The sequence below is a fragment of the Colwellia sp. 75C3 genome (assembly GCF_002836255.1).
In the GTDB taxonomy this organism is placed as follows: Bacteria; Pseudomonadota; Gammaproteobacteria; order Enterobacterales; family Alteromonadaceae; genus Colwellia.
Map to the genome: position 1 here is coordinate 39,293 of NZ_PJAU01000060.1, position 22,756 is coordinate 62,048.

The window sequence follows — 22,756 nt, forward strand, 5'->3', positions numbered from 1 at the left end:
TCATTAGATATCGTTTAACAGTTAAAAAGGAAGAATAGAAAAGGGTTGAAGAAATAGGTCGGTACTATTGATATTTATTACTGAATTATTTTATTAATGGCGCAATGATAATAGTGGCCTCTTAGTTAAACGAACATAAAATGCTGACTCTAATATTTCAGCTTAGGGCACACTATTTCATATTCATTTCACTTACTGCTTATTAAGCTAATGCTAACGAAATTAAAGGAGAAAATCGCATACTTAAGAATTTAGAATGATTTTATCGATGGTCCTAGCAAGAAGTGACTAGGAGACAGAAAAACTTAGCCTCTTATCGTCGGGTAAAGCTACTTTTACCCTTTAAGTTTCCGCCTAGTTCTTTATAATACTGGATCATAATTTTACTTCTATTTTTACTTTCTTTTTTATCTAAGTTAACGTCTTTAAATAATGCTGCTTGGGAAATGTCTTTAGTGTTCATGCTTGTTAACCTTGTTGTTAAGTGTCACTGAGGAGCTTCAGTTAGTAAGTAAATGATACAGGGTTGTTGTGAGTGTGACTTTGCACTGAGTGACTATTAGTATGCCATTTGCGCCAATATTGTTTTTATTTGGATCGAGATCGCTAAAAGGGCGTTATTATTTTGGTTGACCTAGTAAATTGTAACCACCATGCCATTTAGTTTATCAATTGATACTCGGAGGTTTAGCAGGGGGTAATTAATTGATTTGCAATAAAATTACTTTTAATAGATATTAAATGCTCTTTAAATTAATGTCAGATACCGATGTTTAAAATAATCAACACCACCCTATTCGTTTTATTAGCCGCTTCATTAACATCTTCATTAGCTACGATGGTCTATGCAAAAACAGCACTAGATATCAACGAGCAGGCCATCGTTAAACAAGTGGCATTAGGTTTGCCGCAATCACTTAAAGACATTGAAAAATCAGTAAATATCAATAGTGGTTCAATGAACCTTGAAGGTGTAAAGCAAGTTGGTTTATTGGCGAAGCAACAGCTTTCAGCAATAGGTTTTGATGTGCAATGGCTTGATGGTAGTGCTTTTAATCGCGCAGGTCATATTTTGGCGACGCATCAAAGCAGTAACCCAAACGCGGTTAAAATTTTAATGATTGGTCATCTCGATACGGTATTTGCCAAAAACGATGATTTTCAAACGTTTAAAATGCTGAATGAATCAGAAGCTGCAGGTCCTGGTGTTGCTGATATGAAAGGTGGTAATACCATTATCATTTCTGCTATGCGGGTATTAAAAAAACTTAACTTGCTCGATAATGTCAGTATTAAAGTGCTGTTAACTGGCGATGAAGAGAGCAGTGGTCGTCCTTTATCGTTATCAAAAAAAGTCATTGTTGATGGCGCTATTTGGGCTGATATTGCGCTGGGTTATGAAAATGGTGATAACAATATAAATACAGGTATGGCAGCGCGTAGAGGTTATACCGGTTGGACTTTAAATGTTGAAGGCAAACCAGCACATTCGTCTCAAATATTTAATGAAGAAGTTGGTTATGGTGCAATTTATGAAACAGCACGTATTTTAGAGGCGTTTAGAGCCGAGTTAGAGCAAGAAGAAAACCTAACTTTTAATCCGGGCATGATAGTCGGCGGTACTAGTATAGATTTTGATGTCGCTAAATCATCAGGATCAGCATTTGGTAAAAGTAATGTTATAGCCCAAAAAACTAAAGTAAAAGGTGATTTAAGAGCGCTTTCAAATAAGCAGTTAAAAAGTGCTAAACAAACTATGCAGAACATTGTTAAAAATAACTTAAATCATACTAAAGCAGAGCTGATCTTTGAAGTGGGTTATCCACCGATGGCACTCACTCAAGGTAACTTAGACTTATTGGCGTTATATAGCCAAGTCAGCCAAGATTTAGGATATAACGAGGTAAAAGCTGCTAATCCACGAAAAGCAGGGGCAGCCGATATTTCATTTGCAGCGGAACATGTTGATATGTCACTTGATGGTTTAGGTTTGATGGGCTCTGGCGCACATACTAAAAATGAAGTTGCTGATTTAACCACGTTAGATAAAAATATCGAAAAAACGGCCATTTTGATTTATCGTCTCACTAAACATGAAAAGTAAACAAACAGCTAAACTAAAAGTTAAACAATAGTAACAGCACATTGTCGATGGGTTTATTAAATTCCCCTAATAAACTCATCGAAAGACAGCAAACTTACCCCCCATATCTGACAATTACTTTTATAGGTGTACCTGAGTGCTTATTCAGCGTAACTCCTGCGTCTAGTTGGTAGTTAAAATCGAGCTAAACAGGAATAGGGCATACAAAAAATGGCGCTTATATTCGCTATTTTGGCTACATTTATATCTGGGCAATAATTGAGTTCATATTATGTTACATGTTGTGGCTTTAATACGTTCACTAACGCAATTGTAATGTGTATATTACTATAAACTATTGATTAATCATGATCTTCAAGTCAGTACTACAAGGATAAAAATGAGAAAGAACAATGTTACTTTAATCGCAACTTTAGTTGCCGCAGCATTAGGTGTTAGTACACTTAGTGGTTGCAATACTACCGAGTCTACTGCTAACACTCAATCAGTATTAGCTAACACGATATTAGCCAACCAAACGGTGGTTAAAAGTCAAAATGATCAACGTTTATACCGTTATGTAGAGCTCGATAATGGCCTAAAGGTAATACTAGTTTCTGATAGTAGTGCTGATAAATCTGCTGCATCAATGGACGTACATATAGGTCATATGGCTGATCCTAAAGATCGCGAAGGTCTTGCTCATTTCTTAGAACATATGCTATTCCTAGGTACGGATAAATACCCTAAAGTAGGCGAATACAATGATTATTTAAAAGCGAATGGTGGTAGATCAAACGCTGGAACAGGGCAAGAGCATACCAATTATTATTTTCAAGTAAATCAAAATTCTTTAGAAGAAGCCACTGACCGCTTTGCGCAATTTTTTATCTCACCTAGTTTAGATAAGCAATACGTTGAGCGTGAGAAAAATGCGGTTCATTCTGAATACAGCATGAAAATTAAAGATGATGCTCGCCGCATTAGAGAAGTATTAAAAGATACCCGCAACCCTGCACATCCATCAAGTCAATTTTCGGTAGGTAATTTAGATACCTTAGCGGATCGCGAAAATGATTTACTTATTGATGATTTAACCGCACTTTATAAAGAAAACTATAGCGCTAGTCGTATGTCACTTTCATTAGTGGGTCGTGAAGACTTAGATACCTTAGAGAAATGGGCACGTGAAAAGTTTTCAGCTATTCCAAATAACGGTTCAAAATCTACTCCGGCAAAGGTTAAGCCTTATTTAGCTGAGCAGTTAGGCGTAAAAATCAACATCGAACCAATGAAAGATACCCGAAAGTTAACCTTGGCATTTGCTGTTACCAAGTCAACTCAGTATTTTAAAGAAAAGCCTTTGAGTATTATCTCGTCTTTACTGGGTCAAGAAGGTAAAGGCAGCTTATATAGCCATCTAAAAAACCAAGGATTAATAGAATCTTTAGGTACAGGCGCTTATGGTCCTGATGATTATGATCGCGTTAGCATAAGTATGACACTGACAGCTAAAGGTCTAGCTGATTATAAACAAGTTACTGAAGCGGTATTTTCTTATTTAGCACTGTTATCAAATGGGCAATACAACCAAGAATACTTTAAAGAGCAAGCAGCTATTTCAAAAAATAGCTTTGATTTTTTAGAAAAGCAGGGTGCAGCAGATACAGCGAGTAATCTTTCGCGCCAGTTACAGTACTTTTCACCAAAAAATATTTTAAATGAAGGGTATTTGTATAGTAACTATTCTCATCAATTAGTTACTGAGTATTTGGCGCAGTTAACACCCCAGAATATGCGCTTAGTATTAGTTGCTAAAGGTTTAACCACGGATAAAGTTCAGCCTGAATATAATACGCCTTATTCAATGACTAAAATCAGTGCAGAAGACATCAGTCGTTATCAATCACCTAAAACGGTTGCTGCTTTTTCGTTGCCAACAGCTAACCCGTTTATTGCGACTAACCTAACAATGAAAAAAATAGAGTCTGATGCCAATAACCCCGTGGTTGTTTTTGAAAAGTCAGGCTTTACCTTGTGGCACAAGCAAGACACTGAGTTTAAAGTGCCTAAAGCCTCTGTCAACGTACAGATATATTCTGACCAAGCAGGAAAAGATGTTTTATCTCGTGCTCAAAACTATCTTTACAGTGCGTTATTAAAAGACAGTTTAAATGAGTTTGGTTATCCAGCTAAAGAAGCTGAATTATATTATAACGTTTGGTCTACTAGTGCAGGAATGGGTTTTGGCGTAAGTGGCTATGATGAAAAACAAGCCATGTTGCTAAGTACTATTAATAAACGTATTCGACATTTGACCATTGATGAAGCCGCTTTTAATTTACACAAAGAGCGCTTAGTACGACAATGGAGTAATGCTAAATTTGATCGCCCTTACAGCCAAGCACGTTCAGCGTTAAGACAAATGCAGTATACTAAAAGCTATTCAGCTAAAGCATTAGCCAGCGCACTTTCAACGGTAACACCAAAACAGCTAGCGCAATATATTAATAATTTCCATAAGGCAATTGAAGTGGAAGTATTGGTACACGGTAATATGCTCAAAGCAGAGTCTGTTCAATTGGGCAAAACGCTTCATGCGCTTAATATGGCAAACTCTACTGCTAAAGAGCGCGCTAATAAAGTTGTTAAGTTAAACAACACTAGTCATGAATTGATTCAAGAGTTAGTGGTAGACCATAACGATTCAACCATCGTTGAAAGCTACATTAGTAATGATGATTCATTTGCTAATCGCGCTAAATATGGTTTATTTGGTAGCATGATTAGCGCTCCTTTCTTTAAGTCTCTACGTACCGATCAGCAACTTGGCTATATAGTCAGTGGACGAAATACCAAGTTACAAAATTTACCGGGTTTATCTTTTTTAGTTCAGTCGCCTAAAGCCGGTCCTGTTGAATTAAAACGTCGTATAGACCAGTTCATGACTGATTTTAAAGTAACATTAAATGAGATGACCGCTGAAAAATTTGATGGATACAAACAAGGGCTGATTAAAGATTTACAAGCCAAAGATAAAAACTTAAATGAGCGCACACGACATTACTGGTCAGAAATTAATGACAAGATGTTTGATTTTAATAGCAAAGAAACAATTGTTGCTGAAGTTGAAAAGTTAAGCCATAGCGATATGAAAGTATTTTTCTCTTCAGTAATAGATAAAACTCAACCTATTATTGTGCGAAGCTTTGGTACTGCCCATCAAGGTGATAAAGATTACCAGCAAGCTTTAAAAGACAAGAGTATTTGTCGCACTGAGCAATGTTTTACCAATGAACTTAAAAAGGTTGTAAGATAATTATTTCCCTTTATTCAATTCTTTAATGAATAACTTAAACAATTGAATAATAATTAACTTTATTTAGTTACTTGATCAAAAAGGCCTCATTATACGAGGCCTTTTTTTGTCCATTTCTGTCCATTTTTGGGCTTAACGTGTCTTTCCCTATATCCTACCTGTGACTTTACATAGGAAGCCCTAGCAGTATTGTTTAATCTAAGGTCTGGTATTATGTGCCCCAATTTTTTAGGGCAGTGGTAACTCAAACTCATCAGCATCTAAAAAGGCAGGGAAGTCGTGTTTGAATTGCTCAAGCTTGCTAAAATCGAGTTGCGTGGTAATTATCTGCTGTTGATTATCAGCGGCAGAAACAATAGTTTCACCGGTAAAATCAATGATAGTTGTGCCACCAGAATGAGGGGTTTTTCTCCCATCTTCTCCTATGCGATTAACGCCAACAACAAAGCTTTGATTCTCCATTGCCCGTGCTTTTAGCAACGTATCCCAAACATTACGTCGTACCGCAGGCCAATTAGCGACATTGACCATCAAATCATAATCTTGGCGATTTCTTGACCAAACAGGAAAGCGTAAGTCATAACAAACCAATGGCAGGATTTTGATACCGTTAATAGTGATTACTTTTCTGTTTTGGCCTTGTTCAACATAGTCTTGCTCTTTACCCAAACGAAATAAATGACGTTTGTCGTACTGTTCAACGGTGCCATCAGCAAATACCCAATAAAAGCGATTTGCCTTTTTATCGTTTTGGCTGACTAAAACACTGCCAGCAACGACGCAGTTATATTGTTTCGCTATTTTCTTTAGCCAGGCTAAAGCAAGGCCGCCATCTTCAGGTTCTTGCACGTCACTGCTGTTAATACAAAAGCCAGTCGAAAATGTTTCGGGTAGCAATAATAAGTCGGCAGCTGCATTGTCAGTAAAGTGATCTTCAATGAGTTGTTCTAAATGATTAAAATTGGCTTGTTGATCCAACCACTGAATATCGTATTGCACGGCTGCTATGGTTAAAGTTGACATAATATTTCCGCTGCTTTAAGTAAGGTATCGTCATTTTTAGCAAAACAAAGTCGGATGACTTTGTTGTCTCGATGATAAGCCTCTCGTTGCTCTGCTGGATATAATGGACTGAGTGGAATGGCGGCAACGCCTATTTCCTTGGTTAGCCATTGACAAAACTCACGGTCATTAAGTGTTGATATTGCTGAATAATCCAGTAATAAGAAATAAGTACCTTGTGAAGGTAATAGCGTAAAACGAGAGTCTTTCAGTGCGTTAATAAGTACGTCTCTTTTTTGCTGATAGAAACTTGCTAACGCGGTGATATGGGCTGGTTGTTCTTTTAACATTTGCGCAATGGCTATTTGTGCCGGCGTAAATGAGCAAAAGGTAACGTATTGATGAATTTTTCTAAATTCAGCCATAAGCGCACCGGGTGCGGCGCAATAACCCATTTTCCAGCCAGTACAATGAAAGGTTTTACCAAAACTAGAAACGACAAAGGCACGTTTAAATAAGTCAGGGTAACGCAAAACACTCTCATGGCGTAAACCATCAAAAGTCATATGTTCGTAAACTTCGTCGCTGATGACATATAAATTATATTTCTCAACCAAAGCTTGTAGCGAACTCAAATCCGACTGACTCAGTATTGAGCCTGTCGGGTTGTGTGGGCTGTTGATAATAATCGCGCGTGTTTTGGCATTAATGGTTTGCTCTACCGCAGCCCAGTTTATTGCATAACTTGGCGCATCAAGTGCGATATGGCGACAAATGCCCCCAGCAAGTTCAACGGCAGGCTCATAAGAGTCGTAGGCTGGGTCAAAAATAATAACTTCATCGTCTTGGCGCACCAGGGTTTGTATTGCGACCCATAATGCTTCGGTAGCGCCTGAGGTAATAGTAACGTTGTTTAGCCCATCAAGCCTCTGTTCATCGGCTAAATGCGTTTGATACTGTCTATGTATCATGTTGGCAATTTCAGTTAATAAGTCAGGTAAACCGTTTGAGGGGGAATATTGATTTTTGCCTTCACTGATGGCTTGATTAATTTTATCTTTTAAAAAAGCAGGGGTATCAAATTCTGGAAAGCCTTGAGATAAATTAATGGCTTGATGCTGATTAGCCATTATCGACATTTCAGTGAAAATACTGGTTTCTACGTTGGGCAGTTTACTGATAAAAGATGATGACACAAAAGACCCCTTGATTACGTTAAGTAATGAGTGTTCAAGTGGCTATTTTTTAAATAGACAGAGAACCTATGGGGGAATGTTAAGGCTAACGGCTTATTAGTTCAATCGTTATCAGCAGTTAAGCGCTGACTACAAAAATTTAACGGTCAGTGTTAGCTAAGAGGGGATAAAGGGAGACAAAAGGAAAGCTTGAGATAAGTGGCGGATAACGACCTTTTGGGAGAAATCGTAATCAAGCCACCAGCATTAATTATTCGAGTCGTTAGGGTAATTGTTTAATGGATACTTAAAACAGGTATTTTCATGACTTCTCTTTTTAAGGCATTTCTTGCTGCTTCTGGAGAAACTTCATAAAACTCATTAATGTATTGTTTAGCGTCAAAATGCTTTCTTAGCTGTTTTGTGATCTGACATGGATTATCGCAGGGCAACGAAAAAAACAACTCATACTGGCCGGGACTTTTCGCTGAAAGTGATTTGGTATATTCGACAATATCAGCAGGTGTACAGCCTATTTTAATGACATCTGAGAAAATGGAATGCGTCATTATATAGACATTTCCAAAAGAAACCGGGTCAGGCATTAAACTTTGCTGTGAATTATGCATACTCATAAGTAAGCTCTAATTGTTAAATATTGTATCAATAGCGTTACTTTATCGCATATTTAGCTAGGAAACATTGATATTCACTCGCTTTATATCTATTGATTAACTATTTGCAGTAGAAGTTGATCTGGATCAAGGAACTGTTATAAAAAATGGTTACGGGCTTTGGTGTTTTATTTTTATAAGGTAACGGCGGAAACTTTCAGTGGATTACTATGTATTTGATATTTATTGTAAAAAAAGGGAGCGTACGCTCCCTTTTGGATAAATCTATATGGCTGAAAATGTCCGTTATTATCGTTATCGTTATTGTTGTTGCTTAGTCGGCAATATTTTCAATATCACCACGCATTACCGGATAACCTAAATTCATCCAACCAAAAACGCCTTCCCATAAAACAGCGGTACGGGTGTAACCACGGTCTCTTAATTTTTTTATGGTGTAATCGGCTGCTGCACGAGGGCAAGAACAATAGGCAATAATTTGAACATCTTTTGGAATGCCCTCTACGGTTTCATCAAGGTCAGCATAATATGGGAAGGGAATTGAACCTTCAATATGTGCGGTTTGCCAAACTGAAGGAACACGTGTGTCTAGCAGTACCATTTTATTCTTTGCCAATAACGCGGTGTTTAGATCTTTTGATGAGACGTACATTCCATCTTGTAAGGTAAAGTTTGGATCATTACCATTTTTGTTGATAACGTATTGCTCTGGTGTTGGCAGCGCTTTAAGTATGGTTCTTTCTTCTTTCCAACCCAGTGCTTTACTGCGTAAAAAAGCGGTAATATTATTGATGTCTTGCGCTGATAATTTATCTTTAAATGGTTGCATTGGTGTATCTTGTCGGCCATTTTGTATTGCGTGACGAATAAATTCATCGGTGTTGTGAGCAAGTGCAGACTGATTACCTAGCGCAGGAGCCGTTACTCCTTCCCCCTTCACGCCATGACAGCTGGTACAATTATCTAAATAAACTTGTTCACCGCGTTTAATATCGCCATGAACAGGGTTAGTTGATAGTTTTAATCGTTCAACACCGGCTTGTTCAAATAACCAGTAAGTTAAATCCCATGTTTCATCTAGTGTCATAGGGCCACCGACTTCATCTAGGTAACCGCCCATCGCGGTACCTTTTCTACCATAAGACATCGGTCTTAAAATAGCGTGAGGAACACCTGATTCGAACAAGCTTTTACTACGCAGGGAAGGGGCGTGATCATTTTTATGACCTTGTCGGTCTTCGCCATGGCATAGTGAGCAATATTTTTGGTAGTTTTTCGAGGCAACCTTTGCTTGAGACTCTGTGAGTGTTCTTGGTGGGGGTAACGTGCCTAACTCGTGATCTTGAGCTGACAACTCAATAGGCGAAATCAAACCTAACAAGCAGCCGACCAGTAATGTTTTTTGGAAAAATAATGGCATCATATTTATTTTTTTATATTTTTTATAATAAGGATTAGTTAATAGATTAACGAGCATAAAGGTAAGAAGCAATGTCTACCTTCATGGTGAAAGGTTTCGTAACAAATTCCAGACGTTTTATAAAAATAAAGCAATAATTCTTACGGTTAAGTTGACTTAGTTATTTGAAACTAAGTTTATTAAAAGTAAACTTCTTATTAACGAGGTTTGCAGAAAGGTAATGCTCAAATTATAAATATTACAACAATGTAGTTGAGTTATCATTGGGGTAAACTTGAATGTAATACCTATTAAGTATAAAATTCACCAAGCTTAGATTTGTGCGTTTTAGCACCATCTTTAAACCCGACTACTCATCGGGTTTTTTTGTGTCTTTAATTCATATTAGAAAGTATTCGCTGCAATAACCTCATAAAATAATTTATTAATAGCCCTCGCTTCTCAGAAGTTGTTATAAGGCTAATACAGGATCTCCAATGAAAAAAATTATCACTACCGCTTCAGCCCTTTTATTATTACAAGCTTGTTCAACATTTGACCCTTACACAGGTGACAGTAAAACAAGCAAAACGGCTATCGGCGCTGCAACGGGTGCTAGCCTAGCGGCTGTTGTTGCCTATATCAAAAATAAAGATGAAGACAGTAATACACGTAACAAACGTATTTTGGCCGCAGGAGCAGGTGGTGCAGCTATCGGTGGTGGTATTGGTTTTTATATGGATTCTCAAGAAGCGAAATTGCGCAAGCAGCTACGTGATAGTGGTGTAAGTATTCAACGCGACGGTGACAAAATTAACTTGATCATGCCGGGTAATATTACTTTTGCAACGAACAGCGCTGACATCAATAGCAACTTTACCAGTGTTTTGAATTCTGTTGCTCTAGTTATTGAAGAATTTAACAAAACATTAGTTGTCGTTTCGGGTCATACAGATTCTAGTGGTTCAGCTCAGCACAACCAAAAGTTATCTGAAAACCGTGCAAGCTCTGTCGCTCAATATCTTCGTGGACAAAAAATTATGAATGAACGTCTTGAAGTAGTTGGTTTTGGTGAAGCACAACCTGTAGCAGACAACAAGACAACTGAAGGTCGTGAAATTAACCGTCGTGTTGAAATTACCTTATTACCTATCGTGGAGTCATAAAATGATTAAAAAAATTAGTACGAGTATTATTGCACTAACGACAGTATTTTTAGTTGGTTGTCAGACAAGTAATGCGATAAAAAATGCTGCGGCAGATGGCATGGCGAACATGTTTACTTGCGAGAAAATAGCAACGGCTTTTGACGCTTATGACCAAGACAAAAACTCATTTCCAGCATTAGAACAAATTACTGGCATGATAGGTATTGATAGTAGCAACTTAGATAGTTCAAAAACTGCTAGCTATTTTGGCAACGTAAAAACAGGTGTTAATACTGCATTGATGCTGAAAGGTTGCTCTGCAATATAAGAATTAACAATATGCCAATAGTTAACTCTTAAGTTAAAGGCCACTTGTTAAATTTGAATATGTTGGCGTGGGGGTGAATCCTGCTGTTTTATTAAGCTATGTTCGCCGCTACGTTAGCCCCTCAAAAAGCATTAAAATACAGTGCTAATTTATTTTTTAAAAAATGAATCGTTGAATTCTGCATATTGCAGTCATTTCAGTATATAATGGTGCCCCCTTTTCTATGGGACTTGTGTTGCACCAAATATAAGTCTTATTGTAAAGGACTTGCGTAGTAAACACGTAGATGTAGAACTCAGTGGTTTAACAAGACCAAGACTAGAAACAAGCCCGAGTGGTATGGCATGCAGATATTAGAAAAAGATTATCAGACAAACAGCGTAAATAAGGCGATTGGCGCAGGTGAAAACACCATTATCGCACTGCCTACAGGTGGTGGTAAGAGTATCTGTATACTCAAATTGTGCCAAGCAATGCCCGAAAAGAATATCGTAGTAAGTCTACGTAATGCTGCGTTGATCCCGCAATTATTAAATACGCTTACGGTTAATGGTTTGACTGTTAGTGTTGTTAAATCAGGCTATAAGTATATAGCTGGCGGTGATGTGACTCTTATTATGGAGCAGTCATTTGCTAGAAGAAAGCACCTAAATATAAAGTGTGATGTACTACTTCGAGATGAATATCATGTAGGCTGCATGGGTGGCGTTTATATAGCTATGCGTGAAGAGCTATCTCCAGACATGATTATCGGCCTTACTGCCACACCTATTGACAGACTTGGCGTCTATATTGATAAGTCGATGAAGTTGATTGAAGAGACCACGACTAAAGATCTGATTGAATTGGGTGAATTAGCTAAGCCCGTTTACAAAGTGCCTAGCCTATCTCAAGAGATAGATTATAGTACGGTTAAAATGTACCGAGGTGACTTTAGTGTCTCTGGTTTAGATTGTATATTACTGGAACATTGCTCTTTAGTTGCGCAGCAAACCATTGATGATGCACTTTCTCATGGTCGTAAAGTTATGCTGTTTGCTAACTCCATTAAACATGTAGAGTCGCTATCTGAGGCTTTTGGTTTACTCGGTGTTGAACATGAAATTGTTCACTCTCAGAGAGCAGGCGATGCTAATGATGAAAGTATCCGTAGATATAAATCGAACGAAGTTAGGTTAATCATCAATATGTCTATGCTTACCATAGGATTTGATGACCCGACAACGGATTGTGTTGTTTTAGCGCGACCTACCAAAATATTAAGATTGTATTTGCAAATTATCGGCCGTTGTTTACGCGCATCAAAGGGTAAGGCTAATGCATTAATATTGGATTTAGCCCAATGTATATCCACCCATGGTTTTGCTGAAGATTATCGAGATTTTACTCGTAAAACAGCCAAATCTGCTGCGATTATGTCTGAAAGGTTGAGCGTGACCAATATATCTCAGTTTGTCGATGGAGAGTTTAGTTACTCAGATTCGATAGAACGTAAGGTTATTAAAAAGAAATCACCTGTTATACGTAAAAAAATTCCGAATCCTTTAACGGCTAGCAAAGAGCTTATTGATAAAACCGTGAGCAAAAGAGCTAAATCGTTAGTCAGGCTTAATCCTAGAATGGAAAAATTCGTCAGTACTATTGAATTGGTGAATATCGTCTACGATCAGCAAGACGAAAGCACTAAGATGCTTGATGAATTAGCTATGGTTAAGATTGTAGCTTTGATAGGCTTTGCCTACAGTGATGCATTAGTTGATAGCTGCACTAAGTTAGTTGAAACAATGCATGCTGAAAACCAATCAATTCGAGGTTTATTGCCTAGAGTAAGTAGTTTGATTACGGCAATTGCAATGCAAGACTTAACGGTAAAAGATGTCAGTGCTAAGGCATAAACAACCTATGAATAAATAAAAAAGAGCTTAACGGCTCTTTTTTTTGTTTGAAATATGCCCTGAGATACAGCCTGTTTATTCTATTGGCTAAGACAAAACTTGCCTGGTTAAAATATATACACCCAGAAACTTAAGTTATACTTCACAGTGCCGATACTTTTTATATACGCTTTGATAAACAGAGGTAGATATTATGAGCTCACCAATTACACCGAATGCTACATTTAACCAAAATGTTAGAGCATACGCTCAAGCGCCGGATAAAAAAGAGAACGGTCCCATGGGACAGCAAGTATCGGAGCTTGCCCACGAGAAAAAAACGGGAGAGGTACAAGAGTCTATTTATGTCAGTAATAAAAAACAACTTAATGCTGCCATTATAGAGTCTTCGCTGAAATTCAATAATACAGTTGGCGACCAGCCACTGTCGTTACTGTTAAAAACTGCCTTGCAAGGGATAAACGAAGCGCTAAAAGCAGGAGGAGTTGAAAGCAGTGTTGAAGATGCTTATGAGTCGGGGGTTGATTTCAGTCCTGAAGCGACGGCCGAGCGTATTGTTTCTTTTAGTACACAGTTTCTGGGGTCTTTTCGAGAACAGCACCCGGAAATGGGTGAAGAGGAATCGTTAACTGCTTTTGTTAAAATTATTAGTGGCGGTATAGATCAAGGTTTTGGTGAAGCTAAGGATATTCTTGGAGGTTTAAAAGTATTAGAAGGAGAGGTCACTTCTACTATTGATAAAACCTATGCGTTAGTTCAAGAAGGACTACAATCTTTTGTCGATTCTTTAAGTGAGACAGAAGACAAATAGTTTAGTGGGGTCTTCTTTCCCAGTTGGGCTAATAACCCGCGCAGATCAAAATAGAAAACCCAACAGTAGTTATTGAGTTCATCAGCTCAAATAAACGATCAGCTGCTGCTCATCATTATGATCTTAATGTGAAGGTCACTAATACAATGCCATGATCGGTACTTTCACCATCACGGTCAAAAATAGGGTTAATTAAATGGCGGTCATAAGTATCATAAGCGCTGACTTGATAGAGGCTATCGTGATAACTGGCATCAAACTCACATGACAATAAAATGTAATCGAGCACCGAGCTACCCGCGCCAAAATAATGGGTTGGGGTACGAGTCTGTGCTATTTTTTGGATTGCTTCTAGATTAGCTGTATCAGCTTCATCAACGTCATAATTTTCAGTCACGCCATTACCTTCATTAGAGCGTGCTGCTTGAAATAAATCCCAAGAGTCATTTAAACAGTACTTAGCAAGATAAGCATCACGGTCAATACCGGAAACAAAACGTAAAGTGTTTGTTAGTAAATGACTTAATACACCATCAGCTAAGGTATTATTAAAATCACCCATGAGTACCATCGGATGGCCAGTAGTCTCACGTCGTTCAATCATATCAATCATTAATAACGTTGCTTCACTGCCACGTTTAATCGTTGAGCCCCAACCACCTGCCACATTTGCTTTTAGACTTTCAATGATCGTTTTTTCTGGCGACCAATTATTATTTTTCTCATCAAGTTCAATCATGGAACGTTTAGATTTAAAGTGCACAACATAACAATCACAGTGACCCATGTGAGGTATATCAATGGTCGCTCTTAGTATTTTTCGGCTAAAAGAAAAATCTTCGGATAAACCTAGTGTTACAGCTAGTTCAATGTTTGGTTTTACCGCTTGAGTATCAACAATAGGGTAACGAGAGGCGATGGCAACAACAGGGCGTTTATAAATAAAATCATCAATTATCTCTGGCTGATCAACCACTTCAAAATAATGATAACCTTGCGCAGTCACTAATTCTTTTAATGACTCAGGACTAAACACTTCTTGAAACCCGATAATGTCAGGCTGATATTCGCGTAAGTAATCGCTAATCCAATTTTGTTTCTTCTGCCATTGCTCAGCACTATAAATGCGCTCAAACTCATAATAAGCATTAGGTGGTTCAAGATAGTTAAACAGATTGAAGGTAGCAATTTTAAGCTGTAAATTTTCGACAACTACATTTGGTACAGATGAGGAGGTTTGATTTATTTCTGTTTTATCTTTATTGTCAGGATGGTTGATGATGATAGCTCTACTAAACGATGAAGGTTAATTATACCTCATCGTTTAGTAAAGTTATCAAATTTAAAATCAGTAATGAATGTGCTGATGTATTAGCAAATATCAGTGGTCATTTGCCTGTTATTTTTCAGCGTTTAATACTTGTTCTAGTTTTAAATTCGTTAACTTCATCACACTTTTGACCACATAAAACATGATAGCCATCAACATTATCGTTGAAGGTATGGCAATGACGGGATAGCTCAATAGCGTCATTTCACCAAGCTGTTCATTAAACTGTGTTGTACCTGCTGGGCTAACTACAATCCACTTAGCTAATAGATAATTCATCGTTGCAGAAAAAATAAAGGTTACCGATAAAAGGTGATTTGCCCGTTGAATCTTAGCTTTAAACTCATCTGTTTTACCTTTGTTAAATAAGGTTTCATAGATTAAATCTAAATTAAATATAAGCGGATTTAACAAAATCTTGGCTATTAAGGGTTTACCCCAGAAACCAGATATTAGTACCACTAACCCTATAGCTAATGGAATTGCTGCTTCTTTAATTGCCAGCCATTCTACATCCAACTCAAATAAACCAATGCCGCCGGTTAAAAAAGTACTTAAAAATCCAAGTAAGGAAATAAAGTTGACCGACTTGTTTTTAATAAAGTCATACAAGCCATAACCGATAGGAAATAATAAGGCGACAATTAGCGCGTACATAGAGCCTAAATATTCGTCCCCCGATAATTTCATTAAAATAATCGACGGAATGGCAATGTTATAAATGAGTTCTAAAAAGGTATTGTTAGGGCGTTTAGCTTTTGTTTGAGTTGACACGATACTTTCATACTAAGGAATAAAGGAGATGCGGCAGTATATTTGATCTGTAATTAGATCACAAAGCTGACATAGATGAATAAGGAGTTTTTTTGTAACAGCTTTCTTTTATTCACGACCAAATATCACCGTTGCTTATATTAGCAATTCATTGTTTGTTCTGTTTATTGCTCACCATTTTTTTTAATATTAAAGCATCTTGATTATATTGGCGATAAGCATGACCACAAAAAAGCAGAATGAGAGTTATCTAAATGGAGAGAAAGTTCGTCGAGAAGTAATGAGTGATGAATTTGTTGACCGCGCGTTAACTAACGCCAATGAATTTGATCAACCATTGCAGGATTTAGTGATGGAAAATGCCTGGGGAAGTACGTGGAGTCGAGATGATTTACCCAAAGATACGCGAAGTTTAGTGACTATTTCTATGTTGATAGCCTTAAAAGCGCCTAATGAATTGAAAGGCCATATTCGTGGTGCATTACGTAACGGTGTAACTAAAGAAGAGATAAGAGCAGTGATTCTGCATGCTAGCGTTTATTGTGGCTTTCCCGCGGCAATTGAGGCGATGAGAGCTGCTAGAGAAGTTATTGATACTTGGGAATAGACTCTCTGTTCAATGTAACTTCGAATAATGTTTTAGCTTAGCAATCAGCAATCACCTACCACTAAGCTAGCTTGGGTTGTTATGGCGCTTAATGTTTATCAGCCTTGAATTATTTTTTGTGCGCGGATATGGATTTAGACACTATCATAATATCCAGTACATAATAGAGTGACTCCCAACCCCAAGGTTGGCGACCCAAGTTATGAAATATCATACCCGTAGCAATATCTTCAGCAGAGAACTCTTGCTCGTGTTCAGCAAAGTATCTGGCAGCTTTTCCCATATCGATGTCCGTCAGTAATTTTGTCATCGCGCCAATGCCTGAGTGGTAAGACTGAACTAAGAGTATATCGAAAAGTGCTTGTTGTTTTTTCTTATCAAGATGCCCAAATACCGATAAAAATACCGGTTGAAGATTTCTTTTAATCATTACATATAAACGTACAGCACAATCTACCTGCGCCATACGATGTTGATAGAAGCGCTTTTCAATACCACAGTCATTAAGAACCTCGGGCTTTAACTGCAGCATACCCAAAGCATTTTGACTTGAACGAACATTTTTTTTGGCTCCGCTTTCAATAATTAACTGGCCGATAAATAATCTCAATGACAATGTATCTATTGGCTCAGCTAGTTTCGAACTGCGGTGTTGATACATTAACTTGACCAATGCCTCCAAACTAATAGGATTTGACTCTGTGCCAGCCTTAACTCCGTCCCAAGTACCCCAGACTTTCGATTCCGGCGCGGTGCCTTTTACTCGAGCAATAGCTCCTCGAATGTCGACCCATGGTTGATCACAACTCAAAGCAAAAGGGTAACCTACGGTAGAAACACTACCTTCAATCCATCGATTAACCTTATTATTCCTGTGTAATTGCAAACGAATTCTATTTAACTTTTCCTGTGTTTCTATACCCGTATCTTCATTATCCATCCAGGTTAAGAATCGACCTCGTTGATCAAAAAACACATGCCGATCAGGGGACTCGCAATAACCATTCGACAGTAATACCCAGCTGCGTAACTCGGCTAAATTATGGGACGCCCCTTTGCTAAAAGTGTAAGGGGTATCGCGAATGACTTGTTTCCAGTCTGAAGTCGGTACAGCAATGGCTATTGCGCACCACAGTAGCAAGAATGTCAGCAGGGTATATTTTATTAGTACGATAGTTAACTCACTAAAAAATCGATGTTATTATAGTTATATCAAGAAGTATGAGAATAATAAACGCGATTTTTGATCTAGGCAATAGTTATGTCTGTTTTAGAATTAACAGTGGTCATTAGGCAAGGAAAATCACTTATCTTGCCTCTCATTTTATGGTGAACAAGCAGTTATCGGTACCAATATAATCGGTGATAGTTCTTTACAGTCAAATAACCATTTAGGGTATTCATCCCAATCATCATGTTTAGTCACAAACCATAAGATCAATAAAAACCCCTAATAATAAATAGTAGGGGCTTTATTTTAATTTTTTTCTTTAGAAGAAAAGAGCAGCTTCGTTAATAAAAATATCAACTAACTGCTCAGAAATTATTTATGATTAACCGTTACTTACCTCCTCAAATTCAGCATCAATGACATCTTCGTTGTTAGCTCCATCATTAGCAGCCTTGCCTTGCTGCTGACCTGCTTGATGTTGTTCACCATGAGTTTGTGATTGCTCAGCCTGCATAATTTTACTGTAAGCTTCTTGCAAAGCATTTTGTCGCATTTCAATGGCTGCTTTATCACTGCCATTAACAACCATTTTTAACTGCTCAATTAATGTATTTAGCTCAGTTTTCTGATCATCGCTTAAACTGGTCATTGACGTTTGTACCGTATGAATTAATTGATCTGCTTGGTTACATTGCTCAACTAACTCACGCTTTTGTTTGTCTTCATCCGCGTGTAGTTCAGCATCATTCACCATGCGATTAATTTCATCTTCTGTTAAACCACTTGATGCAGTGATTTTAATGCTTTGCTCCTTGCCTGATGCTTTGTCTTTCGCTGACACATTTAAAATACCATTAGCATCAATATCAAAGGTGACTTCAACTTGTACCGAACCACGTGGACCAGGGTTAATATCCGTTAAGTTAAATTGCCCCAATGATTTATTATTTGACGCCATTTCACGTTGCCCCTGCAATACATGCACGGTTACTGCGGCTTGATTATCTTCAGCCGTTGAGAAGGTTTCAGACGCACGTGTCGGTATGGTGGTATTTTTCTCAATGAGCTTAGTCATTACACCACCTAAGGTTTCAATACCTAAGGATAATGGCGTTACATCAAGTAATAACACATCATTCACTGACCCTGACAATACTCCTGCTTGAATTGCTGCACCCATGGCAACAGCTTCATCGGGGTTTACATCTTTACGTGGCTCTTTAGCAAAGAAAGTTTTAACGGCTTCTTGCACTTTTGGCATACGTGTTTGACCACCCACCAAAATTACCTCGCAAATATCCGCTTTACTTAAACCAGCATCTTTTAATGCTTGTTCACAAGGGGCTATGGTACTTTTTACTAAATCATCAACTAATGACTCTAATTTCGCTCGAGTAACTTTTACATTTAAGTGTTTAGGACCACTGGCATCAGCGGTAACGTAGGGTAAGTTTACTTCTGTTTGAAGTGCAGATGACAACTCTATCTTAGCTTTTTCAGCTGCTTCTTTAATGCGTTGTAAAGCTAATGGGTCTTGGTGAACATCAATACCACTTTCTTTCTTGAACTCATCCGCAAGGTAATTAATTAGGCGTAAATCAAAATCTTCCCCTCCTAAAAAGGTATCACCATTGGTGGCTAATACTTCGAATTGCTTTTCGTCGTCTACATTGGATATTTCAATAATGGAAACATCAAAGGTACCGCCACCTAAATCGTAAACCACGACTTTTTGATCGGCTTTATTATTTTTATCAACGCCATACGCCAGTGCTGCGGCGGTGGGTTCATTAATAATACGCTTAACATTAAGCCCTGCAATTTTACCAGCATCTTTAGTAGCTTGACGCTGTGAGTCGTTAAAATAGGCTGGTACGGTAATAACTGCTTCGGTCACCGTTTCACCTAAATAGTCTTCAGCATCTTTTTTCAATTTACGTAAAAGTTGCGCTGATACTTCTTGTGGGGACAATGCTTTACCATTAACTTCAACCCATGCATCGCCATTGTCTGCTTTTACAATTTTATATGGCGCTAACTTAATATCTTTTTGCACCTCTTTATCGTCAAACTTACGACCAATCAATCGTTTAATAGCAAATAATGTATTGCTCGCGTTTGTCACTGATTGTCTTTTTGCTGGTTGACCCGCTAAAGTTTCATTGTTTGCATACGCAACAATGGATGGTGTTGTACGGCTACCTTCAGAATTTTCAATGATTTTTGCAACGCCACCTTCCATAACCGCTACACATGAGTTTGTTGTTCCTAAATCAATACCAATAATCTTAGTCATAATAATTACCCTTTCCTTAATTAAAAATTTAATGAAGAATCTAATGAAATATTTAATAAGGCTATGATACGTAATGGCAGGAAATGCTACTGTCATAATTATGACACTCGGCATAAGTTTTTATTATTTACTCTTTTAATTATTGAAATTAAACAAAATCAGTAGATTAATGGAGTGGTTAAAGTGAAGTGATTAAAAACTAACATTAGTTTTTGCTAAATAGTCACAACGGGGTAGAATTAAAATACGCGTTTACGTTACGGCCATCATCATTTTATTTATGCATAAAAATGTTACTGATTTACCTCAAAAAGCCAATCCAGTATTAAGTCCTGTGTTAGTAAAGCAAGCTAATATTTTTGCCGATTTACCAGTGAAATTAATTGAAGACTTCCAACAAGAGTTTCAGCTTAATGAATGGCACCAAGGCGATTACATTAATTCAGAGATATTAACCAAACGCTTTTTTGTCGTGATAGAAGGCAATTTAGAAATTAAACAAAGTAATCCTGATACGGGCAGAGAAACCACATTAGATATGCTTTACGCTGGCGATTGTTTCGATTTGATGGTGTTATTAGATGATCAACCGCACGAGGTTATAATTTCGCCCTTAACAAGGGTAAAATTACTATCAGTTCAACTGTCAACTATGCGACATTGGTTGTGGACATACCCAGAGTTTAACCAACAATTCATGCCTTACATAGCCCAAAAAATGCGTGAAAAAGAACAACAGGCAAGCAGCCTAATTTTACACGATGTGACTACACGGTTAAGCCGCATTATTTTAGAACATATTAATAAAATTAAGTTTTATACCGGCACTAAAGAAGAAGAGCATCAGCATCATTTAGTGAATGGTTTAAACGATGAAACTTTGGCGCGGATGACGGGTTCAGTGAGACAAGTTATTAATAAACAATTACAGCACTGGAAAAAAGAAGACATCATTGATAAAAAGAGAAATCAGCTGATTATTAAAGATTTAGAAGCATTAGAAAAAGAAGCAAAATACACGCAAGATTTAGCTAATGCGCCTTTGTCTAAACGTTAGCCGTTTGATAATTAATAATTACATTGAGCGGACCACCAAACGATCTTAAACATCAATTTTGAGATTATGACAGTTTCGCTAAAGCAGGCTCGTTGGCTTAATCTGAGGGATAACTACTGTCACAAAAAAGACCTAATTTAACTGTTAAAACCACTCCATCTAATGATCACTCAGATACGATAGTTGACCGTAATGACAAATTAAATTTGAATACTTAACTTGTTTTAGTAGCATAAAAAAACGGTCAGTTTTATGATCATACAGTAGATAATAATTTGACATCCCTATGGCGTAAAGGAGCACAAAGCGGTTTAGGAAAATGATCTCTTTGACTCAAAATTAATGGAACCGATGCTCTTTTAAATTATATTGAATTTATTTTTTTTGAGTGATAGTCTTAAAATATGCAAACAAACACTACATTCAACTTCATTTCAATTTCATGGTGGCGTTCTATTTTATAGAGCGGCGATGAATCATACCTATTCAAAGCTGTCGGAAGACCGTTTATGAATATCATAATTTATGTCTCCGATAGCAATATTAATCAAGAGTCATATTATGAAAAACCCAATACACAACACTAAAAAAGAAAAAGTATTAACTGGCGATAGAGCAACAGGTCAACTTCATCTCGGGCATTTTGTTGGATCGCTTCAGCAGCGAGTAAAATTGCAACATGAGCATGAGCAAACCATTTTGGTCGCTGATTTACAAGGCTTAACTGATAACGGTCACAATCCGCATAAAGTATCTTCCAATATTTTAAATGTAGTCGCTGATTATTTGGCTGTCGGCATTGATCCATCAAAAACAACTATTTGTTTACAGTCGGCCATTCCTGCGCTGTCTGAATTAACAATGTATTACTCAAATTTAGTTTCTGTCGCTAGATTACAGAGAAATCCAACTGTAAAAAATGAAATAGCAAGCAAATCATTCGGTAGTTCGATCCCAACAGGATTTTTGACATACCCGATTAGCCAAGCCGCTGATATTACTGCGTTCAAAGGAACTTTAATTCCTGTTGGTGATGATCAATTACCAATGATTGAACAGACAAATGAGATCGTTAGAAAATTAAATCATATCGCACAGGATGATATCCTAGTGGAGTGTCGCCCATTATTAAGTAAAGTACCTCGTTTGCCGAGTTCTGATGGTAAAAGTAAAATGTCTAAATCTATGGGTAACTGTATTCTTTTAAGTTCTAGTGAAAAAGACATCTCGAAAGCAGTAAAATCTATGTATACCGACCCTAAACATTTAAACGTAGAAGACCCAGGTCAAATTAGTGGTAATGTTGTTTTTACTTACTTAGATGCATTTCACTCTGATCCATCTTATATCAATGATTTGAAGGCTAGATATCAAAAAGGTGGGCTAGGTGATGGAACAACCAAAAGAATTCTAGAGGAGTGCTTACAAGATTTATTAAAACCATTGAGAGAGCGTAGGGAAATATTCATATCAGATAAAGCTCAATTGATAGATATTCTTCGAATTGGTAGCCAAAAATCTCAAGAAGAATCAAATCAAGTTTTAAATAATGTCAAACGAGCATTTGGCCTTAATTTATTTAATTTGTAAAAGTAAACATACTCAGCATATAAAAAAGGGCAATGAGTTACCTGAACTTATAGATTTCTCTATCTCGCAATGGGGCACAAAGTGAGATAGTGTTAATGATGGTTTAACAGTCAGGTTTTATGATTAATGGGAAAGC

The 22,756-nt window shown here is 37.4% G+C and carries 18 protein-coding genes; 9 read left to right on the top strand and 9 right to left on the bottom strand.

Features of this window, described 5'->3' with window-relative positions; all coding sequences use genetic code 11:
• Window positions 1-313: 313 nt before the first annotated feature.
• Window positions 314-463, bottom strand: a complete 150-nt coding sequence (locus CXF85_RS22845; RefSeq protein ID WP_157829141.1) for a hypothetical protein — start codon at window positions 461-463, stop codon at window positions 314-316.
• Between the two features lie 375 nt (window positions 464-838).
• Between CXF85_RS22845 and CXF85_RS19570 the strand changes: the two genes are divergently transcribed.
• On the top strand, window positions 839-2,104 hold the full coding sequence (locus tag CXF85_RS19570; RefSeq protein WP_232771291.1) for a M20/M25/M40 family metallo-hydrolase: 1,266 nt from the start codon (window positions 839-841) through the stop codon (window positions 2,102-2,104).
• A 379-nt stretch (window positions 2,105-2,483) separates the two neighbouring features.
• On the top strand, window positions 2,484-5,402 hold the full coding sequence (locus tag CXF85_RS19575; RefSeq protein ID WP_101230333.1) for an insulinase family protein: 2,919 nt from the start codon (window positions 2,484-2,486) through the stop codon (window positions 5,400-5,402).
• 228 nt (window positions 5,403-5,630) lie between these two features.
• On the opposite strand, the gene CXF85_RS19580 is transcribed toward CXF85_RS19575, so the two are convergent.
• From CXF85_RS19580 to CXF85_RS19595, 4 genes are all read right to left on the bottom strand, one after another.
• Entirely contained in the window at window positions 5,631-6,425 is a 795-nt protein-coding gene (locus CXF85_RS19580; RefSeq protein ID WP_101230334.1) for an amidohydrolase, read from the bottom strand.
• Window positions 6,413-7,543, bottom strand: a complete 1,131-nt coding sequence (locus CXF85_RS19585; protein ID WP_101230604.1) for a methionine aminotransferase — start codon at window positions 7,541-7,543, stop codon at window positions 6,413-6,415. The genes CXF85_RS19580 and CXF85_RS19585 overlap by 13 nt, the downstream gene beginning before the upstream one ends.
• Window positions 7,544-7,875: 332 nt before the next feature.
• The gene (locus CXF85_RS19590; protein ID WP_232771275.1) at window positions 7,876-8,148 is read right to left on the bottom strand and encodes a GIY-YIG nuclease family protein; all 273 of its coding nucleotides are present in this window, start codon (window positions 8,146-8,148) and stop codon (window positions 7,876-7,878) included.
• A gap of 379 nt (window positions 8,149-8,527) precedes the next feature.
• Window positions 8,528-9,637, bottom strand: a complete 1,110-nt coding sequence (locus tag CXF85_RS19595; RefSeq protein WP_101230605.1) for a c-type cytochrome — start codon at window positions 9,635-9,637, stop codon at window positions 8,528-8,530.
• A 473-nt stretch (window positions 9,638-10,110) separates the two neighbouring features.
• Here CXF85_RS19595 and CXF85_RS19600 point away from each other — a divergent pair, with 473 nt between their 5' ends.
• The 4 genes from CXF85_RS19600 (at window position 10,111) to CXF85_RS19615 (ending at window position 13,795) form a co-directional block, all read left to right on the top strand.
• The gene (locus tag CXF85_RS19600) at window positions 10,111-10,779 is read left to right on the top strand and encodes an OmpA family protein (protein WP_101230336.1); all 669 of its coding nucleotides are present in this window, start codon (window positions 10,111-10,113) and stop codon (window positions 10,777-10,779) included.
• Window position 10,780: 1 nt separating this feature from the next.
• On the top strand, window positions 10,781-11,089 hold the full coding sequence (locus CXF85_RS19605; protein WP_101230337.1) for a hypothetical protein: 309 nt from the start codon (window positions 10,781-10,783) through the stop codon (window positions 11,087-11,089).
• 344 nt (window positions 11,090-11,433) lie between these two features.
• Window positions 11,434-12,984: a DEAD/DEAH box helicase gene (locus CXF85_RS19610; RefSeq protein WP_101230338.1), complete on the top strand. Its 1,551-nt coding sequence runs from the start codon at window positions 11,434-11,436 to the stop codon at window positions 12,982-12,984.
• Window positions 12,985-13,177: 193 nt separating this feature from the next.
• The gene (locus tag CXF85_RS19615; RefSeq protein ID WP_101230339.1) at window positions 13,178-13,795 is read left to right on the top strand and encodes a DUF5610 domain-containing protein; all 618 of its coding nucleotides are present in this window, start codon (window positions 13,178-13,180) and stop codon (window positions 13,793-13,795) included.
• 115 nt (window positions 13,796-13,910) lie between these two features.
• On the opposite strand, the gene CXF85_RS19620 is transcribed toward CXF85_RS19615, so the two are convergent.
• The gene (locus CXF85_RS19620; protein ID WP_101230340.1) at window positions 13,911-14,969 is read right to left on the bottom strand and encodes an endonuclease/exonuclease/phosphatase family protein; all 1,059 of its coding nucleotides are present in this window, start codon (window positions 14,967-14,969) and stop codon (window positions 13,911-13,913) included.
• Window positions 14,970-15,194: 225 nt separating this feature from the next.
• Window positions 15,195-15,899 carry a VC0807 family protein gene (locus CXF85_RS19625; RefSeq protein WP_101230341.1) on the bottom strand — a complete coding sequence of 235 codons (705 nt, stop codon included), beginning with the start codon at window positions 15,897-15,899 and terminating at the stop codon, window positions 15,195-15,197.
• A gap of 220 nt (window positions 15,900-16,119) precedes the next feature.
• Between CXF85_RS19625 and CXF85_RS19630 the strand changes: the two genes are divergently transcribed.
• On the top strand, window positions 16,120-16,506 hold the full coding sequence (locus tag CXF85_RS19630) for a carboxymuconolactone decarboxylase family protein (protein ID WP_101230342.1): 387 nt from the start codon (window positions 16,120-16,122) through the stop codon (window positions 16,504-16,506).
• Between the two features lie 109 nt (window positions 16,507-16,615).
• On the opposite strand, the gene CXF85_RS19635 is transcribed toward CXF85_RS19630, so the two are convergent.
• Entirely contained in the window at window positions 16,616-17,647 is a 1,032-nt protein-coding gene (locus CXF85_RS19635; protein ID WP_232771276.1) for a hypothetical protein, read from the bottom strand.
• 412 nt (window positions 17,648-18,059) lie between these two features.
• Entirely contained in the window at window positions 18,060-19,973 is a 1,914-nt protein-coding gene (dnaK, locus tag CXF85_RS19640) for a molecular chaperone DnaK (protein ID WP_101230344.1), read from the bottom strand.
• Between the two features lie 280 nt (window positions 19,974-20,253).
• Here dnaK and CXF85_RS19645 point away from each other — a divergent pair, with 280 nt between their 5' ends.
• Complete coding sequence (locus CXF85_RS19645; RefSeq protein ID WP_101230345.1) at window positions 20,254-21,030, top strand: Crp/Fnr family transcriptional regulator; 777 nt, start codon at window positions 20,254-20,256, stop codon at window positions 21,028-21,030.
• Window positions 21,031-21,591: 561 nt separating this feature from the next.
• The gene (gene trpS / locus CXF85_RS19650; protein WP_101230346.1) at window positions 21,592-22,620 is read left to right on the top strand and encodes a tryptophan--tRNA ligase; all 1,029 of its coding nucleotides are present in this window, start codon (window positions 21,592-21,594) and stop codon (window positions 22,618-22,620) included.
• The last annotated feature ends 136 nt before the right edge of the window (window positions 22,621-22,756 follow it).

Coding starts and splice junctions, on each gene's coding strand:
- CXF85_RS22845 (WP_157829141.1), bottom strand. CDS start 463: ATGAACACTAAAGACATTTCCCAAGCAGCATTATTTAAAGACGTTAAC.
- CXF85_RS19570 (WP_232771291.1), top strand. CDS start 839: ATGGTCTATGCAAAAACAGCACTAGATATCAACGAGCAGGCCATCGTT.
- CXF85_RS19575 (WP_101230333.1), top strand. CDS start 2,484: ATGAGAAAGAACAATGTTACTTTAATCGCAACTTTAGTTGCCGCAGCA.
- CXF85_RS19580 (WP_101230334.1), bottom strand. CDS start 6,425: ATGTCAACTTTAACCATAGCAGCCGTGCAATACGATATTCAGTGGTTG.
- CXF85_RS19585 (WP_101230604.1), bottom strand. CDS start 7,543: ATGTCGATAATGGCTAATCAGCATCAAGCCATTAATTTATCTCAAGGC.
- CXF85_RS19590 (WP_232771275.1), bottom strand. CDS start 8,148: ATGACGCATTCCATTTTCTCAGATGTCATTAAAATAGGCTGTACACCT.
- CXF85_RS19595 (WP_101230605.1), bottom strand. CDS start 9,637: ATGATGCCATTATTTTTCCAAAAAACATTACTGGTCGGCTGCTTGTTA.
- CXF85_RS19600 (WP_101230336.1), top strand. CDS start 10,111: ATGAAAAAAATTATCACTACCGCTTCAGCCCTTTTATTATTACAAGCT.
- CXF85_RS19605 (WP_101230337.1), top strand. CDS start 10,781: ATGATTAAAAAAATTAGTACGAGTATTATTGCACTAACGACAGTATTT.
- CXF85_RS19610 (WP_101230338.1), top strand. CDS start 11,434: ATGCAGATATTAGAAAAAGATTATCAGACAAACAGCGTAAATAAGGCG.
- CXF85_RS19615 (WP_101230339.1), top strand. CDS start 13,178: ATGAGCTCACCAATTACACCGAATGCTACATTTAACCAAAATGTTAGA.
- CXF85_RS19630 (WP_101230342.1), top strand. CDS start 16,120: ATGACCACAAAAAAGCAGAATGAGAGTTATCTAAATGGAGAGAAAGTT.
- dnaK (WP_101230344.1), bottom strand. CDS start 19,973: ATGACTAAGATTATTGGTATTGATTTAGGAACAACAAACTCATGTGTA.
- CXF85_RS19645 (WP_101230345.1), top strand. CDS start 20,254: ATGCATAAAAATGTTACTGATTTACCTCAAAAAGCCAATCCAGTATTA.
- trpS (WP_101230346.1), top strand. CDS start 21,592: ATGAAAAACCCAATACACAACACTAAAAAAGAAAAAGTATTAACTGGC.